This window comes from Candidatus Nitrotoga sp. BS (assembly GCF_927797785.1).
Classification (GTDB): Bacteria; Pseudomonadota; Gammaproteobacteria; order Burkholderiales; family Gallionellaceae; genus Nitrotoga.
On record NZ_CAKMLL010000066.1, the window covers coordinates 1 to 16,491 of the forward strand.

16 protein-coding genes and 1 pseudogene are annotated in these 16,491 nt (G+C 47.4%); all 17 read right to left on the bottom strand.

Annotation, left to right across the window (positions count from 1 at the left end):
* A pseudogene (locus tag MJ769_RS07860) lies at nucleotides 1–1,024 on the bottom strand (hypothetical protein); the annotation flags it as partial.
* An 888-nt stretch (nucleotides 1,025–1,912) separates the two neighbouring features.
* Nucleotides 1,913–3,166 (bottom strand): NO-inducible flavohemoprotein, encoded by a 1,254-nt coding sequence (hmpA, locus tag MJ769_RS07865; RefSeq protein ID WP_239236002.1) that lies wholly within the window; start codon nucleotides 3,164–3,166, stop codon nucleotides 1,913–1,915.
* A 637-nt stretch (nucleotides 3,167–3,803) separates the two neighbouring features.
* Nucleotides 3,804–4,304: a TlpA family protein disulfide reductase gene (locus MJ769_RS07870; RefSeq protein WP_239236004.1), complete on the bottom strand. Its 501-nt coding sequence runs from the start codon at nucleotides 4,302–4,304 to the stop codon at nucleotides 3,804–3,806.
* On the bottom strand, nucleotides 4,301–5,656 hold the full coding sequence (locus tag MJ769_RS07875; protein ID WP_239236006.1) for a sialidase family protein: 1,356 nt from the start codon (nucleotides 5,654–5,656) through the stop codon (nucleotides 4,301–4,303). The genes MJ769_RS07870 and MJ769_RS07875 overlap by 4 nt, the downstream gene beginning before the upstream one ends.
* Before the next feature lie 315 nt (nucleotides 5,657–5,971).
* Nucleotides 5,972–6,331 (bottom strand): TonB-dependent receptor domain-containing protein, encoded by a 360-nt coding sequence (locus MJ769_RS07880; RefSeq protein WP_239236008.1) that lies wholly within the window; start codon nucleotides 6,329–6,331, stop codon nucleotides 5,972–5,974.
* A gap of 67 nt (nucleotides 6,332–6,398) precedes the next feature.
* Complete coding sequence (locus MJ769_RS07885; RefSeq protein ID WP_239236010.1) at nucleotides 6,399–7,637, bottom strand: TonB-dependent receptor; 1,239 nt, start codon at nucleotides 7,635–7,637, stop codon at nucleotides 6,399–6,401.
* Nucleotides 7,638–7,859: 222 nt separating this feature from the next.
* On the bottom strand, nucleotides 7,860–8,183 hold the full coding sequence (locus tag MJ769_RS07890; protein WP_239236012.1) for a DUF2946 family protein: 324 nt from the start codon (nucleotides 8,181–8,183) through the stop codon (nucleotides 7,860–7,862).
* An 11-nt stretch (nucleotides 8,184–8,194) separates the two neighbouring features.
* Complete coding sequence (locus tag MJ769_RS07895; RefSeq protein WP_239236014.1) at nucleotides 8,195–8,875, bottom strand: DUF3299 domain-containing protein; 681 nt, start codon at nucleotides 8,873–8,875, stop codon at nucleotides 8,195–8,197.
* The gene (locus MJ769_RS07900) at nucleotides 8,875–10,137 is read right to left on the bottom strand and encodes an ABC transporter permease (protein WP_239236016.1); all 1,263 of its coding nucleotides are present in this window, start codon (nucleotides 10,135–10,137) and stop codon (nucleotides 8,875–8,877) included. Before MJ769_RS07900 ends, MJ769_RS07895 begins: the two co-directional genes overlap by 1 nt.
* On the bottom strand, nucleotides 10,134–10,841 hold the full coding sequence (locus tag MJ769_RS07905; RefSeq protein WP_239236018.1) for an ABC transporter ATP-binding protein: 708 nt from the start codon (nucleotides 10,839–10,841) through the stop codon (nucleotides 10,134–10,136). The genes MJ769_RS07900 and MJ769_RS07905 overlap by 4 nt, the downstream gene beginning before the upstream one ends.
* On the bottom strand, nucleotides 10,841–11,368 hold the full coding sequence (locus MJ769_RS07910; RefSeq protein WP_239236020.1) for a DUF2796 domain-containing protein: 528 nt from the start codon (nucleotides 11,366–11,368) through the stop codon (nucleotides 10,841–10,843). Before MJ769_RS07910 ends, MJ769_RS07905 begins: the two co-directional genes overlap by 1 nt.
* Before the next feature lie 21 nt (nucleotides 11,369–11,389).
* On the bottom strand, nucleotides 11,390–12,046 hold the full coding sequence (locus MJ769_RS07915; protein ID WP_239236022.1) for a DUF1826 domain-containing protein: 657 nt from the start codon (nucleotides 12,044–12,046) through the stop codon (nucleotides 11,390–11,392).
* Nucleotides 12,043–13,266, bottom strand: a complete 1,224-nt coding sequence (zigA, locus tag MJ769_RS07920; protein WP_239236032.1) for a zinc metallochaperone GTPase ZigA — start codon at nucleotides 13,264–13,266, stop codon at nucleotides 12,043–12,045. The genes MJ769_RS07915 and zigA overlap by 4 nt, the downstream gene beginning before the upstream one ends.
* Before the next feature lie 142 nt (nucleotides 13,267–13,408).
* Nucleotides 13,409–14,149, bottom strand: coding sequence for a ZIP family metal transporter (locus tag MJ769_RS07925; protein ID WP_239236035.1), 741 nt, complete (start codon nucleotides 14,147–14,149; stop codon nucleotides 13,409–13,411).
* Between the two features lie 255 nt (nucleotides 14,150–14,404).
* Nucleotides 14,405–14,806: a Fur family transcriptional regulator gene (locus MJ769_RS07930; RefSeq protein ID WP_239236036.1), complete on the bottom strand. Its 402-nt coding sequence runs from the start codon at nucleotides 14,804–14,806 to the stop codon at nucleotides 14,405–14,407.
* 161 nt (nucleotides 14,807–14,967) lie between these two features.
* Nucleotides 14,968–15,354, bottom strand: a complete 387-nt coding sequence (locus MJ769_RS07935; RefSeq protein ID WP_320412156.1) for a phospholipase D-like domain-containing protein — start codon at nucleotides 15,352–15,354, stop codon at nucleotides 14,968–14,970.
* 164 nt (nucleotides 15,355–15,518) lie between these two features.
* Nucleotides 15,519–16,439 (bottom strand): tetratricopeptide repeat protein, encoded by a 921-nt coding sequence (locus MJ769_RS07940; RefSeq protein WP_239236040.1) that lies wholly within the window; start codon nucleotides 16,437–16,439, stop codon nucleotides 15,519–15,521.
* Nucleotides 16,440–16,491: the final 52 nt, after the last annotated feature.

Sequence of the window (16,491 nt, forward strand, 5' to 3'; positions counted from 1 at the left end):
CGGCTCTTGCCCGGGCTTGCGCCGCTTCCTGTTCCGCTCTGGCTCTGGCCGCATCTTGCTCTGCCTTGAGACGGGCTGCTTCGGCTCTTGCCCGGGCTTGCGCCGCTTCCTGTTCCGCTCTGGCTCTGGCCGCATCTTGCTCTGCCTTGAGACGGGCTGCTTCGGCTCTTGCCCGGGCTTGCGCCGCTTCCTGTTCCGCTCTGGCTCTGGCCGCATCTTGCTCTGCCTTGAGACGGGCTGCTTCGGCTCTTGCCCGGGCTTGCGCCGCTTCCTGTTCCGCTCTGGCTCTGGCCGCATCTTGCTCTGCCTTGAGACGGGCTGCTTCGGCTCTTGCCCGGGCTTGCGCCGCTTCCTGCTCTGCTTTGAGACGGGCCGCTTCGGCTTCAGTTCGTGCACGGGCTTCTGCCTTGGCTACCGCAGCTTCTTGCTCGGCCTTGACTCTTCTCGCTTCTTGCATTGCCTCGAGGCGGGCAAGCTCCATTTCTACTTTTGCCTTGGCTTCCGCTTGTACCTTGGCTTGCGCAGCAGCTTGCTCGGCCTTGGCTTTCGCAGCTTCCTGTTCTGCCATTCGTTGTGCAGCCTCTGCTTCCTCTCTCGCTTTGGCGAGCGCAGCCTCTTGCTCGGCCTTGACTCTTTTCGCTTCTTGTATTGCTTCGAGGCGGGCAAGCTCCATTTCTACTCTTGCCTTGGCTTCTGCTTGCACCTTGGCTTGCGCAGCCTCTTGCTCGGCCTTGGCTTTTGCAGCTTTCTCTTCTGCCAGACGTTGTGCAGCCTTTGCTTCTTCTCTCGCTTTGGCAAGCGCAGCTTCTTGCTCTAGCTTGACTTTTTCCGCCTTTTCGATTTCAAGTGGTGTGGGACTTGGTTCTATTTCCGGTTCATCCGGTTGTTTAACGGGTATGTCAGCTGGCAATGGCTTGGGGACTGACTTACTAGCCTGAGGCTTTGACTTAACGGAGGCAGGGTCAGAAGCGGCAGATGCCGGCGGCGCAGAAGGTTTATCCGCCATCGCAAGGGTCACTTTCATCTCACGAGCAGCCTTAGTTACCCCCCGTGACTGCGCCATTGTGGGATAAAGAACGGCCGCGTGCAGCATCAAAACAATCGCAACGACAACCGCCCGCTCTCGTGCTTCCGGCGTGACAGGCCATACATTTAAAAATTTGTTCAGCCTTGTCTCCCTCAATGAGAATTATTTAAACCACGTGCTAACGATAAGGCACGAATGGCAACCGTAATCAATTCCAACCTCCAGTTTTTGCACCTCAATTTATCGCATCCACAGCCCACCGCTTGACAGACCATAAAAACTATGTTTTTTACAAATGCTTCCTTATTTTGGAGTCTAGGTCTGCCCAATAATTGACTTGCAAGGTATGGGCTAGCTGAAGTGGAATAACTCTGTGTTACACACAAATTATTGAAATTCTGCTCAAGAAGACAATAGAAGAAAAAATTTATACATAACGAATATCTTAAAATTGGGCTTTGATAATTTACGTGCTGCAACAAGATCAGAATAATGACATTATCAATGATAATGATTCGCAATTATATTCGTATATAATTTGGAATGCAATATTTGAAGAAACAATTAAGGAATAATTTACGAGATTGATTTAGTACCCAGGAATCAGTCACTCAGCTAATGTTGCGCAAGCTCGGCGGCATCATTCATTTCCAAATAGGGAGACGAAGCTTAAGTGCCAACTAAATCCGATCAATAAGCGCGCCTGCTCATAGTTCATAGTTCAAAGCTCATAACCCAAGAACCTAGGAGACTGTCGACTCGCCAACAGCAAGCTGGAAGTCAATAACGTGATCCCTGTTAGCGCTTGTCAAGGAAGTGGATGAAGACCTGCCTTGGTGAAAGATACACCTTTCAAGAATTCTGCTTACCTTGTTGAAACCTCATTTACATAGGACATTTTCCTTGAGCTAGCGGCCTTTTCAATTCCTGACGTGGGCCAAAGAATTCGAAATGCACCTGCGCCGAAGGAATTCCCCAGACGAGCAGCTCATGATAAATGCTTATCATGAATGGTTGAGGTCCACAGAAAAAATAATCCGCATCTCGGTTAGGCACCAAGGATTCTATTAACTTTGCGTCAATAAAACCTGTGCTGGCGGAACCTTCACGTGTAATTCCCACCTCTGCTGGATCACTGTAACGGTAGTATACTTTCAGATTAGAGTGCTTTACTGCCAGCGCATCGATAGTTTTCTTAAAAGCCTGCGTACCTTCATTCAGACTACCGTGGATGAATACAATCTGGCGATCAGGCATAGCATCAAGAGCGCTCAGAAAAATGCTTAAAATCGGTGTAATACCCACACCTGCGGCCAGCAAAACTAACGGCCGCTCATGTTTTTCAGTAACATCGAAGAAAAACTCGCCACATGGCGGGGCAATTTCCACTGTTGCGCCAACATCAACATCACTGTGTAAGAAATTGGAAACATAACCGTCAGGCGCACTGGCTTTTTGCCCTGTCTCACGTTTTACACTAATGCGAAACCATTCTAGTCCTGGCTTATCCGAAAGGCTGTAGTTTCGCATGGTGGTATGGCCACATGGGCTCGCCACACGCACCGTGATATATTGTCCAGGCTTGAATGCAGGAGGCTTGCCACCATCTACCGGAGCCAAATAAAAAGAGGTGATCACATCACTTTCCACCTCTTTTCTAATTACGCGGAATGATTTAAATCCTTCCCATCCACCCGGCATGACGGTGTGATCATAATAAATCTGTTTTTCACGGCCCATCAGGATATCAGCCAGGAAACCGTACGCTTCTGCCCATGCATTGATTACATCATCCGTTGCTCCTTCGCCAAGAACTTCACGAATGGAAGCAAGCAAATTTTCCCCCACGATGGGGTAATGTTCTGGCTTAACCTGCAGCGATGCATGCTTTTGCGCAATTAGCTCTACCGCGCCACCAAGAACTTCAAGATTATCTATATTTGCAGCATAGGCACAGATTGCACCTGCCAATGCTTTTTGCTGTAGCCCCGCCGCCTGATTCGCCGGATTGAAGAATGGAGCAACTTCAGGATTATGCGAAAACATTCTTTTGTAAAAATGTCGCGTAAGTGTTTCGCCATGCTCTTCAAGAATTGGAGCGGTGGATTTAACAATAGCAATGGTTTGAGTTTTTAACATAGGGCACCTTTAATGGTATTTTCTCGATTGGTATTATTTGCAGCCATTTGCAAAACAGTAGATATACATGTCAGATTTGCCAAGGAGAATAGAACTGGTTTTGCTTCTGCACTTAATTCTTTCATGCGAAAAATCATCATCCCTTCCTCACAACAATATTGAGTGTTCGAGGATAACTTAATGCAATAGTCGTGGGAATGTGACAAATTGTCGCGCGACAATTTGTCACACCACGACCTATCAACAGTAATCCGCTTCCAATTCCGATGTGTGAAAAACTCTATTTGGTTAATTGAGGCAGCCTGTCGAAAACGCAAGATAAAAAAATTGTTAGCAGAAATCCGCTCATCCTTTAACTGGCTCAACGCACTACAGGCTCTCAAGTGAATACACTTCTTACGGGATTATACAAATTGACAATGACCCACTCTATTTACATAGAGCCTAACGAAGCGTCCTTGGGCTACCACGCTACCTTCAAGCTCGCCGCGAACGGTAATGGTTTTGTTGGAAGTATCGACTAGTGGCTGATTCGGCGATGTTAATTGCTGGAAATATATTGATGCGTACGAGAACAAGTGGCCTATCACTGTTTTAAATATGATTTATGATAGTCAAAAGTATTTTATTCAATGCCTTATATATTATTTTTGCTTCCGAGTATCCATCGCTCGATTTGGCCGTAGTCCAACTTGCCGCTTAGTGCTAAAACATTTCCTTGTGCATCATAAAAATAGGTGCGCGGCAGCTCTCCATACCATTGCGTATCCACTTCATAACGTAAGCGTTCAACAAAGCTATCGGCAAACACCCAGGATTCAGCTTTCTTCAGAGGATATTTTTGTAGCGTGCGCGCAATCTCTTTCATTTGTTCCGGGGTATCGGTGGAGATCAGTACCAAATCAAGATTATGGTATTTTTTCGATAGCTTGCCGAACAGCACCATATCGTCGAGACAATATGTACAGTCGAGAGACCATAAACTGATAATGAAAGGTTTACCCGCATGAGCCGAAACGATTCCCTGATAACTGCCGCGCACAAAATGTTTGGTAATTTGTGTAGCCGACGAACAAGCACAACTTAAGCACAACAATAAACCGAGCAGAAATTGAATTATTGTTCCATTGAATTTCATTGTGCGGCCTCAGATAGATCAATAAGACGGTAGCCTTCCTTATCAGTATTCCAAGAGAGATAGCTTTTATTGCCATCACTGACCATAAATGGATAATCTGAAGTACCAGTGGTGGAAGCGATTTTTTTTGGAGCCGACCAGCGATTACCGCCATCAATGGAATGTTTCAAGTAGATGCCAGTAGCCGTGCCATCAAATTCTTTCCAGACGATGAAAACACGTTTGCCCAGACTCAAAACATACGGATGTGATGCTTGCGCCCGAAAATTTCCAAAATTTAAGGGGCGAGAAAAACGCTGGCCTTGATCAGAAGAGTAGGAATAGAACAATCCATGTTGCTCAGATGAGTTGCTGAACCATACGAAATGATAAATACCGTCATCAGCGATGGATACTGCTGGGCCATGATGAGGGCAAGCATCAACTTCCCAGTTTTCGTAGCTTAGGCGGATAGGCTGAGATTTACCGTCAAGGCGCATCATGGCATGGTCGCGTATGTTCTTGCCGAAAATATGCCGCCACACGATAATCGGAGTACCGTCCTTATCCATTGCCATCGCCACACGGCAGCATTCGCAGGAATGATCGGCAGCTTTGATGTTGGTCTGGAAAGTTTTGCCTTCATCATCAGAAATGGCGTAATAGATCGCCACCCCACTGTACTTTTCCCCATTTTTTTTAGCGTTTGAGATATCGCGCTTATCCAGCCAGACAATATAAATCTGACCGCGCTCATTTACGCCCATTGCATCGAAACTGTGGGTTATGGGGTCCAGATTATTATTGACCGTAATGGGTGCGGAAAAGCTCTTTCCTCCATCTACTGAGCGACTAAAGCGGATATTTCCGGCAAAAGGCGTCTCCAGGTTCTGAGTGTAGGAAACGTAGATCTTGCCATTACTCCCCACCAGAATTTTTGGACGGTTCTCGCCTACAGCGGCCACTAACTCAGATTCTGGATTAACCAGTACTGGTGTGCTGAAGGTTTTTCCCTGATTATCAGAATGACTCACCATCACATGACCATCGTTCACGGATGCCTGCCACAGCTTGCCGCTGGCATCAAACGTAGCGGTGACTGCAAGCGGCTGGCGAGCAAGTGCGGTTTGCCATATCCTCGCCATATCATGAGGCTGCATGGAGCCATGACCTGAATGGTCTGCTGCCATACACATTCCATTTGCCGCCAAACAGAAAATCAACCCTACTCTTCGGCAACTACCCAACAACCATGCGCTCAGGCGCTGATTCCAAAGCTTCCTGATAATCATATTATTCATAACGCAACCCTGAAATCCGGCAACAGATAAAAAAGTTGTGTCTCGGGTCATAATCCGCAATGAAACTTTCATGAGCGCCTTCCAAGAATTTATATTTCTAATTAGCAACCAATGTACGCTGCCCAATTGAGGAATGAGGATGCATTTATAATTTGTTAACCATAGAGCGCTTTTAAAACACAAGTTTCCAGGCAATACAAAACAGATGTAAAAAAATTGAACGCGGCATACAAACTAACATGCTAGTGTTTTTTTGGTAACAACACTTTATCGAATTAGATAATTATAGAGGGCAGGCAATAATATGAGAATGCGACAATTTGTCGCACCCTGTCAGATACGGCATCATTACGTTCATGCCGTCGAATAAATCACGTCATATGAAACTCAAAAATTGGCACGTACCCCCATAAGAAAGCCACGTCCCGGCAATGGGGCGAGCTCCTTCAGGAACGAGGTATGTGCTCGTGCTTCTTGGTTGAAAAGATTGTTGCCCTTGATGTACGCATCCCAGTTAACAGATTGTGTCTTAAAGCGGTAGTTCAACATGACGTTGGTCAGCGTATAGCTGCTGGTAGGTAATTCGTTTGCTGCAACTCGATCCTGCTTGAAAGAATGGGCGACGTCGAGCATTGCACTGAACTTACCAAGCTGGTAGTCAAGACCGGCGCCAAGCCGCATTGGAGTAATACGGGGCAATGGCTCCCCCGTGTCGCTATTCTTCGCCCGCACATAGTCACCGCGCAAATTGAGATTGAGATTACCTTTTTTCTCATATATCCGGAATTAGCTTTCAGCTTCAAAACCATAAAATTCAGCTTTTACCGCGCGAAATAAAGCCTCTGGAAGCTCTGCCTGCTCCTGACCACTGTTGATCAACGCAATGTAGTTCTGGAAACGTGTGTAGTGCACCCAAAGCACCACTATTGGCTGAAAACTTGCGCTCCTGGGGTGCGCCAAATCGGGTTGATGTGGGGCTATTTCCGGCTGAATCTACCGTGGTATGTTCGTTACGCCCTCCTGCAGTAAGCTTGATGTCACCGAATTTGGCTTCTTCATAAATGTAAAGTGCTTTGGAATTAGTATTTGAAAGCTGTACGCCGAAGGCACCGGTGAGTGGCCCCAGCTTGGCGTGGGTTGCGTCTATCCGTGTTTCATATCCTTTGTTTTTGAATGTCGTTGCAATTTCACCATCCTCCAACTCATTGTGCAGGTAGTCCGTATGGTTATATTTGAATTTCACTTCTTGAACGATCGTGCCCAGCTCACGGATCTCTCCCGCCACACCTATCCGTTTACTGTTCATGTCAACGCGCACGTCCGGTTCCGCTACTGTGCCGTAGTTTGATTGTAAGTCGCTGTATGAAAGACCGAGATACCCCTTGTCCAAGGTGAGGGCGGCACCTAATGCGGCGCTATCGCTCTCCGATGAGCTGTTAATCAGGCGTCCCCGGGTTTGTTCAACTGCGGGATCATCCAGAGCACGCTGTCGATCTGATCGCGCAAAACCGGGAATACGGAGGTCGTCAGTTCGACGTGAAGCGACGTCTGCGTGGAGTGCGACCAGGCCATTGCCGGCTTCGAGCACGGCTGCACCACTGCGTTCATTTGCGGCTCCGCCTATCCGTGGTTCAACGCGGCCCGTGTAGCCATTGATTGGAAATTGCGGAATGCGGTTGTCGAGCGTGTTCACGACACCTCCAACTGCGGCACCGCCATACATCAGGGCGGCAGGGCCGCGCACCACTTCGATCCGATCTACCACTAGTGGATCTACGGCCGTAGCATGATCAAAGCTCAAGGCCGAAACATCAAGCATACCAATGCCATTTTGCATTATCCGAACACGATCACCATCGAGGCCTCGAATAATGGGACGACTCGCGTTCGGCCCAAAGTAGGTGGAACTTATACCGGGAAGTTTGGAAAGCGTTTCACCTAACGTGCTCTCTTGTCGGAACGATAACTCTTTTCCGCTTAGCACAGAGACTGGGGATACCAGATCAAACAGGGCGCTTCCCAGCGGGTTGGCGGTAACTACAATCTGTGGCAATAAAACTGCTTCATTTGCTAATTGATCAATAACCGGTTGTAAGGTAACGGGAGAGGCGATTTCGGCCGCGTGCGCAACAGAAAGTGTAGCGACACTCAGAAACAGCGAAGATAGTAAACTAGGTTTTTTAGTCTTGGCAGGTGTAATTAGCGGCGCGCGCAGCGGCGCGCCATCATTCTGTTAGAAAAAGTTGCACTTCGTTGTTGAATCCGCGAGGCAGTCTTATGCAATTTCTTGGAGAAAATCAGGCGGGCCGCGCGCAACGGCGATAAGGGGTTGGTTGGAACGGAATGTGATGGCGTTAAACCGTACCGTTTCTCTCGGAATGACAGTTACCGCAAAGGAATGGGAAGAGCTACCAAGTACACCGCCCAGTTGAGTATAAGCCGCACAATACCCACATGCCGCTGAATGTGATGTGTGCTTGTCGTGCTGCTGATCTTGTTCCTCAAGTGCATGTCGCAGAGCATGCATAGCTCCGCCTTGCTGAGCAAAAAGCAACAACAAGGTAAGGAGTAGCGGAAAAAACGCACGGGAAAATTGCATAATGGTGTCAATCAACGCGGATCATTTAGATCATTCGGTGGTTTGTAAGGCTCAATTAGATCAGCCTTGATCTGATAACTGGCGAAACCCATCGAGGTATTGGAGGAAACTGTTTTCAAGGTGCCGCTGATGGAAATCGTCCCATAGGTCGACATAGCCCGCTTCAATAACTTTTGCTGCTTTTTGGTTAAAGATTTTGGAACTAAAATATGAAGAGTCTGATTGCCAGGCGGAGGGGGCACATGGATACAGGCGCCAAAAAAGGGTACCAAAAGAAATTCCTTTACATTGTCATAATTAACATCCAGTGGCACAACAAAACCTGGAATTTCAATGCGGGCACCGTTTAGACTGAACACAATAGGAGAATCTTTCCAAGCCTCGCGCACGCGTTCCATGGCTTCCATGGCACGAGGGTCGGAGTCTTTCAGCTTAGAGAGATCCAGCCCTTTGAGTGCTTTCATCGGATCCCAGTCGGCGGGCATTAATTCGTCCCAGTTTAGTTTGCGGTAATATCCTGCAGAATTGACCGTCGAAATTGATTTATTTGGCAGGCGGTCGCCTACTTTATATTCTTTTTTTTGTGTTTTGACATCGGCTTTATTACTGGCAATAGATATGCCGGCAAACCCAGACCAAAGCACAATTAGCAAGGCTAATAATAGCCGCCATCTTTTTTTAATTTTTTGCATCAAATCCTCGACATCAAACCGTCTGTAAGCGACATTTTGTAGGCACGATGACCTGGCACCAATCCTGCTAGCAAGCCCACTGCCACAACTCCTACAAGAAGTTTCAGTTCTGAGACATAAATCAATGCAGGCTGCAGTGAGATACCGTAGTTTGCTTGTACCCAAGGAGCAAGCAATAACGATGCAGCAGACAAAAGTATTACACCCAATACGATCCCTCCCAGAGTGACCAGCAAGCTTTCGCTAACCATAAGCAGAAAAATATCGCGCCGTCGGGCGCCAATTGCCCGCAAAATAGCCATCTCCCGTCGTCTTTCATTAAGGCTAGCCAGCAATACTGCCGCCAATCCACTGAGACCAACAAACACCACCATACTGGTTACTGCCAGCAATGTTTTTTCTGCCACGCCTATCACCTGCCAAAGTTGCTCCAGGGCAACGCCTGGCATAACAGCAAGCAAAGGTTCGTCTTTGTGCTCATTAATCTGCCGCTGCACTCTAAATACTGCGGCACGATTTTTCAAACCGACCAAAGCTGCGGTAATGTCTTTTGGAGTCAGATCGAATTTGCGGACGTGTTCACCTGGGATCGTAAATCCATGCATCGGCACACCGCCCACCCAGTTCAGATGAATGGCCGTGATGCCCTCCAGAGAAATGTGCAGAGTGCGGTCGACCGGTGTGCCGGTAGGGGCGAGAATACCGGAGACAATGAAAGGCTTGTCGTCATGCTCCAGCAAGCCGACCTCGCCCATGCCATGGCTGAGGACAATTCGATCACCGATGGTATAGCCGAGTTGACTAGCAACCTCCATCCCAAGTACTACATCGAAAATATCTTGGAACGGTTGACCCTTAATGAAGGACAACCGACGGGAATCGCTGTAATGAAAATGTTCGAAATAAGCCGGTGTCGTTCCCATAACGGGGAATCCATGGTGCGAGTCCCCGAGCGATATAGGCACCGCCCAAGCAACCAAAGGATTATCAGCAATGTCTTGAAAGCTTTTCCAGTCGATGTTGCTGGTGGCCTCTCCGATCCTGAACACAGCATACAATATAAGTTGTATCGGACTGGTTCTGGCACCTACAACCAAGTCAGTGCCGGAAACTGATAGACTAAATCCGCGGTGAGCCTCGTAGCGCAAGCGCTCGACGCCGATCAGCATAGCCACGCTCAAAGTGATGGCTACCAGAGTGAGCCCCAGGGTTAGGCGACGATTCCATGCGCTGCGCAATGCGATATGTAACAAATGGCTCATAGGGTGTTCTCAATCGGCACGGCTATGTTGATTGATGGCAGTGATATCTCATGATGAAATTGCGCGGCTAACTGGCGATTGTGGCTTACGAAAATCAGCGCGGCATTTGCCTCGGTGCATTCCTGTAACAATAGATCGAGAAATGCTGATTGCCGGTCGGCATCCAATGCGGAAGTGGGCTCATCGGCGATCACGATCTCGGGCTTCCCTATTAGTGCGCGGGCAGCAGCCACGCGCTGCTGCTGACCAACGCTAAGTTTGGTAACAGGAATGTGTTCAGTTTTTTCAAGTTGCAAACGGGACAGCAATCTCCGTGCCACTCCTTCCAGTGTGCTGGATTCTGCCAATGCCCGCTGCTGTCGGCGCAATGAAAAACGGCAGGGCAGCAGTATGTTATCCATTACCGACAGATACGGAATCAGGTTGAACTGCTGAAATATAAAGCCGATATGGTCAGCACGCATCCTGTCGCATATCGCCGGACGCATCTGGACGAGATTTTTACCCAGGATGTTTAGTGTGCCTTGTTGCACTTGTATAACCCCGCCCATAAGACCCAACAAGGTACTTTTTCCGCTGCCGCTTGGACCGTATAAGAATGTCCGCACACCCGCTTCTACTTGCAATAGCGGTATATCCAGGCAATCCGCTGCCGCACCGGCATAACGGAAGCGCACATTTTGGATATCTATTGCGAGCGCCATTACCAGCTAATCCGCCGTTTGGATGGCGTCAGTATGGCGGCGGACTGACCGCGCGGAGTAGCAGCTTCCGTTTTCAACCGTAGCAAACCTGGGAAATAAGAAAACAAATTAATTTCGAGATCGCGTAACTCGTTTGGTTTGGCGCAATAAAACACGAACTCAGCATTGAGGTCGGCATGGTCATGTCCCTCATGGTCATGCTCCTTATGCTTGCCTGTTTCCAGTACCGGTGATTCCAGTGAGTATGTTTTTAATGTGCAACGCGCTGCCAGAGTTGGCCGAAATAAACGTTCAGCCTGATGTAATTGATCCGCCATATGGCGAACTGCCGTTTTCTGTTTTTCCGTACGCGGCTGATGCTCGAACCCCAATAGACTATCGAGCGGGCTGGACAGATTGAGATGCAGTAAGCTCTCGTCCAATGCAAGTTGCAAGGTGGCCACACCGTGCACGTGCGCTACTGCTGCCACGGTGGAAAACGGTGTCAGTAGCATAGAAAGCAGCAATAAAATTTTGCTTTTGATCATAACCAAACTCCTTTCCTGTGTTTACCAAAGTGCATCCAAGGCCAGTAACACTCTGGGTGCTGTGTTGAAAGGGACGATAGGAGAGCGATGAATAATGCCGCTGTCCTCGTTGCCCTGCCATCGTGAACCTTTAAGCAAAACAATGGAGAAGGGTGCGGCACGATGAATACCGGCTGGGTTTGTGATGACCCCGGAATTTTCGTCACAAACCTCAGAGGAGGCGGGCCCCAGTTTGCTGCGATCCGCGCAGGCATCCTCTAGCCATTCGGTAGCTGGGCCGCGATAGGTGCACAGCAGACGAATACCAACATGATCAACATGGAAACGCGGACACATAGCTCGGTTCATCACTTCCAGCCGCAACCCAATTGACGGACAACCCAGCAAATCGGCATACACCCCCACGAGTTGATTAAGGTCGGCCACAAAAGCCTCCTGCCCAGTATGCGAGGGTAGAAGATGATGTGGAACCGGCAACCCCGACTTCAACACATGTCGGAAACCACTGCCCATTCGGGGCACTATGGCAGCAAGGTAGGCGTCGATAACTGGGTCAGGATCCCGCCTAACCACCACAACCTGTGTTTTCGGTTCAAAAATGTCAATGAGCCGAAGTAGTTCGCTTGATGGCTCCATTTCTGGCAATTGTTGTGATCGATACTTGATAGCGACACTCATAGAGCTTCTCCCATGAATTCCTGATTCTCGTTTGTATCCCAATGCGGGAAAGGGTCAGGCAAGGTATGCCAAGTTTCTTTGCCATGTTTCATTTCATCATCCGTGAGCAAGCAGGCATTAAGTGACCCACACATACTGTGCTTATTAATGTTTATTCCGATGAACACCAATTCTTGTCGACGATCGCCGAAATCGGTGTTCCAGTTTGCTTTAATCTCGTCTAGACTCTCCTGATCGTCCGGCCATTGCGATTTGTCCACATCTACCCACCACATACCGGCATTACCGTGGCGACAGGCGCCACCTGCCTGCGACCAGCTACCCACAAAGCTAGAACGAGAGGCCAACCAAAAATAACCTTTCGAGCGCAGTACGCCTTCCCATTCGCTATGAATCAAATTCCAGAACCGCTCAGGATGAAATGGACGGCTGGCGCGATAAACAAAACTCTTGATACCGTATTGAACACTTTCTGGTAGATGTTCTCCGCGCAACTCTCTTAACCAGCCGGGAGCCTGCTCGGCCTGATCGAAATCGAATAGGCCAGTGTTCATAATAAAACTCAGCGGTACGCAACCAAACTCTGAAACTGTAATTTTCGCTCGTGGATTGAGGCTAGCCAGAACATGACGCAACCAGTCAAGATATTCCCTGCTAACCAGGTCTGCCTTATTAATGACAATCACATCACAAAATTCCACCTGATCAACTAGCAGGTCAACCACAGTGCGGTCATCTTCCTCCCCCAGATTTTCACCACGTTCAATTACAGAATCAGTGGATTGGTAATCACGGTAAAAATTTAAGGCATCCACTACCGTAACCATCGTATCCAACCGGGCCACATCGGATAGACAGCGACCTTGCTCGTCAACAAATGTAAAGGTTTCTGCGATTGGTAAAGGCTCAGAAATCCCCGTCGACTCGATTAACAAGTAATCAAATCGATTTTGTTTTGCTAGCTGATTGATTTCTAGCAACAAGTCTTCGCGCAAAGTACAACAAATACATCCATTGGTCATTTCGACCAACTTTTCCTCGGCACGTGACAATTCCGAACCTCCCTGCCGTATTATTTGGGCATCAATGTTTATCTCCGACATATCATTGACAATCACGGCTACGCGTTTGCCTTCACGGTTGTTTAGTACGTGATTAAGCAAGGTAGTCTTACCGGCACCTAAAAATCCCGACAGCACAGTTACAGGAAGAATTTGCATAAACTTTCCCATCATGTTTGTTGAGTATTGGCTATCAAATTTTGATTTTCATAAATCATTGAAATTTTCTATCATGTTGAATTATTTAAAAAAACACATTTATGCAATCAAACAATTTTAAAAATTACTCGTTCGTTTTTCATTAATGCAGCAAATGAGCCAGTCTTACAGTACCTGCACCAAGCAACATCAGCATGAATTGGGTTATCGTATCGTGTAGCTTGCATTTACGATGAAGCTGGGGTATCAGATCTGCAACTGAAATGTAAATGAAACTGGCTGACGCCAGAATCAGCATGTAAGGGATTGCAATCTGTAGTTGACCTAGCGCCAGCCAACCGAGCACACCACCTAAAGTCATAGCAACTCCAGATAAAGCATTCAACACAAGTGCACGAAATTTTGTTACCCCCGCCCCAAGCAGTATCATGAAATCCGCTATTTCTTGCGGAATTTCATGCACCATTATGGCTAACGCTGTTGCCCAACCGAGTTTAGGGTCAGCAATAAAAGCCGCCGCAATCAGAATACCGTCCACGAAATTATGCAGGCTGTCCCCCACAATAATCATTGCAACTTGGGGATGATTTGAAACTTGCCCATTTGTTGCAGAATGGTCATGACGCCACAATGCCGCTTTTTGCAACAGGAAAAATCCAGCCAGTCCACTTAACATTATCCACCCTGCCTGTTCCATATCCAGGCCGAGTTCTAATGCTTCCGGCAGCATATCGGTAAGGGAAAAAGCAAGCATGACCCCCACGGAATATGCCACCATCTTGTCGGCAAAACGGGCAAGTATGGATAGGGAAAGTGTTGCTGCCAGCAGAACTGAAACAACGCCACCTATCAATGTTGCCAAAATTGTTGATAATAAAATCATGAATGTTTTATTTCGGTCCAATACATTATGGTTAAACATCTATTGATCAAAACAGATGGTTTACTATTCTTGACAGAATAAAACTGCGAATTAACCTAAGAAAAAATTCTGCATTCCAAGCTAATCCATTTCAGTAACACATAAACTTTACTTTTTTTATGGAAAACAAAAGTTATGCAATAATGTTGCATTATAGCCACAAAAAAGGTTATGCAACATTATTGCATAACCTTTTTTTAATGAAGTGAGATTGAACTAGCTGGGGACAAGGCGACCGCAATTGTCGCAGACGCCCTTGATATTGAGTTCAATTGACTCTATCGTAAAATGTTTAGGTAAGCTGGTTAATTCTGGCTTTACATCTGTCAGGCAGCAAATCTTGCCACACGCATTACATTGAAAGTGTGCATGCCGGTGAGTCGTATCAGGGTGTGTGGCTTGGAATCGGCATGCCCTGCCTGTACCTGCGACTTTATGTGTCAATCCATGAATAACAAGCCACTCCAACACGCGATAGACAGTAACTCGATCAAACTCACCAAGACTTTTAAGTCTTTCGAGTACTTCCGGGTGAGCGAGAGCGCTTCCTGCATTCAACAAAACATCAAGTACAGCGCTCCTCACAACCGTAGGACGCTCACCGATTTCTTGTATCATTCGATCAGCTTTATTCATATTATTTAAATTAACGCTTTAATTAGGATAACGGCTAAACATTATCATGATTCGCGTGCGTCACCAATCATACCAGTCAAGAAACGTACCATTTCATAGCTGATGCGCATCAGTAAATGCATCCATATTCCATGCTCGCGCCATCAAGAAGGAGAAACCAACCGTGCACCGCGTGAAATTTCTTGTAACAAATCGGTACGCAATGATTCAGCGAATTCTGCATCGCGAACTACTAGGTTAACTTCGCGCGCCAACAATCGACTGAATGGATCTACATTAGATGAACCGACGGTTGCCCAATAGCTATCTACCACGGCAACCATAGCATGCATAAAACTGGCCTGGTATTCGTAAATTTCCATACCTGCTCGCAATAGTTCGTCATAAATTGCACGTGTGGCAAAGTACTGCAGGCGGTATCCCACCCGCCCTTGCAATAGCAAGACAATGCGCACTCCACGTCGAGCCGCATTTAGCAAAGCATCGCGGAAGTGTATTCCAGGTAGAAAATAGGCGTTGGCAATGATGATCTATTGCCGCGCATCGGCAATAGCTTTGAGATAGGGTCGTTTAATGGCGTTACGATGCCGCAGGTTATGACACAACACTAAAGCCACTTTGTGTTGCTCGGTATACTTGTGCGCGGGTCAGCAGCCCGGAATAATATTATTCCGGGCCAATAAACAATGCGATGCTATAAGCGATAAACTTGGCCAAGCTGCCAATTCATGAACATTTTGCTCGCCAGCTCTTGTTGAGATTTAGTCAAAGTAATTGAATCACGTAGACTCTTTGCAATTGCACTGTCACCATACTCGGCAGCAAGATTCGACCACGCATAGGCCAGCAGTTCATTTTTTTTCACGCCGCTGCCCAAGTAGTAAGCCAAAGCGAGGTTGTACTGTGCATCGATATATCCAAATTTAGCCGCTTTTTCCCATAGTCCCACTGCTCTGTCTAGATCTTTTGGTACGCCTTCTCCAGAATAGTACATTGTCCCAAGATTGGATTGGGCGGGATGGTATCCCTGCATTGATGCCCTTGTCCACAATGCAACGACTATAGAAAGATCCCTCGGCACGATTTCTCCTTTGTAGTAGATCTGCCCAAGCGTAAACTGTGCATTGGCGAAATCGCGATCAGCTGCATGCTGCCACCATTGTAATGCCTTGGCAGGATCATCAGGTATCCCCTTACTCTCAGCGTATAGCGAGCCAAGCGTCAAATGCGCGTCTGCATCACCCTGATCCGCTGCCTTCTGTAGCCAATCCACACCAATAACATAATTTTTAGGCACACCATACCCATTGATGTACGCTTGCCCAAGATTAGACTGCGCCTTGGCATGTCCCTGAAGGGCGGCTTTTTCATACCATTCTGCCGCTTTTCTGGTGTCCCGTAGCAGGATGATGCCGCCATTCCTTCCAGTATCATTCAAGTATCCTAAGTTGAACTGCGCATTCGGATCACCCGCTTCTGCATGCTCTCTCAATTCAGCCAGCTGCCCTGCAGTCGTTCCGGACAATGAAAGTGCATCTGCACTCGCCTCAACAGTAAATAATATGGTTAGAAATAATAGTGCTGCAATGCTGTTATAGATATTTAGCAATGACATTTTTAGGCCTCTTTCAAATTAATATTTATATATTGTGTTGATCAATTGTAAT

Coding starts and splice junctions, on each gene's coding strand:
- MJ769_RS07910 (WP_239236020.1), bottom strand. CDS start 11,368: ATGATCAAAAGCAAAATTTTATTGCTGCTTTCTATGCTACTGACACCG.
- MJ769_RS07895 (WP_239236014.1), bottom strand. CDS start 8,875: ATGCAAAAAATTAAAAAAAGATGGCGGCTATTATTAGCCTTGCTAATT.
- zigA (WP_239236032.1), bottom strand. CDS start 13,266: ATGCAAATTCTTCCTGTAACTGTGCTGTCGGGATTTTTAGGTGCCGGT.
- MJ769_RS07930 (WP_239236036.1), bottom strand. CDS start 14,806: ATGATACAAGAAATCGGTGAGCGTCCTACGGTTGTGAGGAGCGCTGTA.
- MJ769_RS07940 (WP_239236040.1), bottom strand. CDS start 16,439: ATGTCATTGCTAAATATCTATAACAGCATTGCAGCACTATTATTTCTA.
- MJ769_RS07875 (WP_239236006.1), bottom strand. CDS start 5,656: ATGAAAGTTTCATTGCGGATTATGACCCGAGACACAACTTTTTTATCT.
- MJ769_RS07870 (WP_239236004.1), bottom strand. CDS start 4,304: ATGAAATTCAATGGAACAATAATTCAATTTCTGCTCGGTTTATTGTTG.
- MJ769_RS07890 (WP_239236012.1), bottom strand. CDS start 8,183: ATGCAATTTTCCCGTGCGTTTTTTCCGCTACTCCTTACCTTGTTGTTG.
- MJ769_RS07915 (WP_239236022.1), bottom strand. CDS start 12,046: ATGAGTGTCGCTATCAAGTATCGATCACAACAATTGCCAGAAATGGAG.
- MJ769_RS07905 (WP_239236018.1), bottom strand. CDS start 10,841: ATGGCGCTCGCAATAGATATCCAAAATGTGCGCTTCCGTTATGCCGGT.
- MJ769_RS07925 (WP_239236035.1), bottom strand. CDS start 14,149: ATGATTTTATTATCAACAATTTTGGCAACATTGATAGGTGGCGTTGTT.
- MJ769_RS07900 (WP_239236016.1), bottom strand. CDS start 10,137: ATGAGCCATTTGTTACATATCGCATTGCGCAGCGCATGGAATCGTCGC.
- hmpA (WP_239236002.1), bottom strand. CDS start 3,166: ATGTTAAAAACTCAAACCATTGCTATTGTTAAATCCACCGCTCCAATT.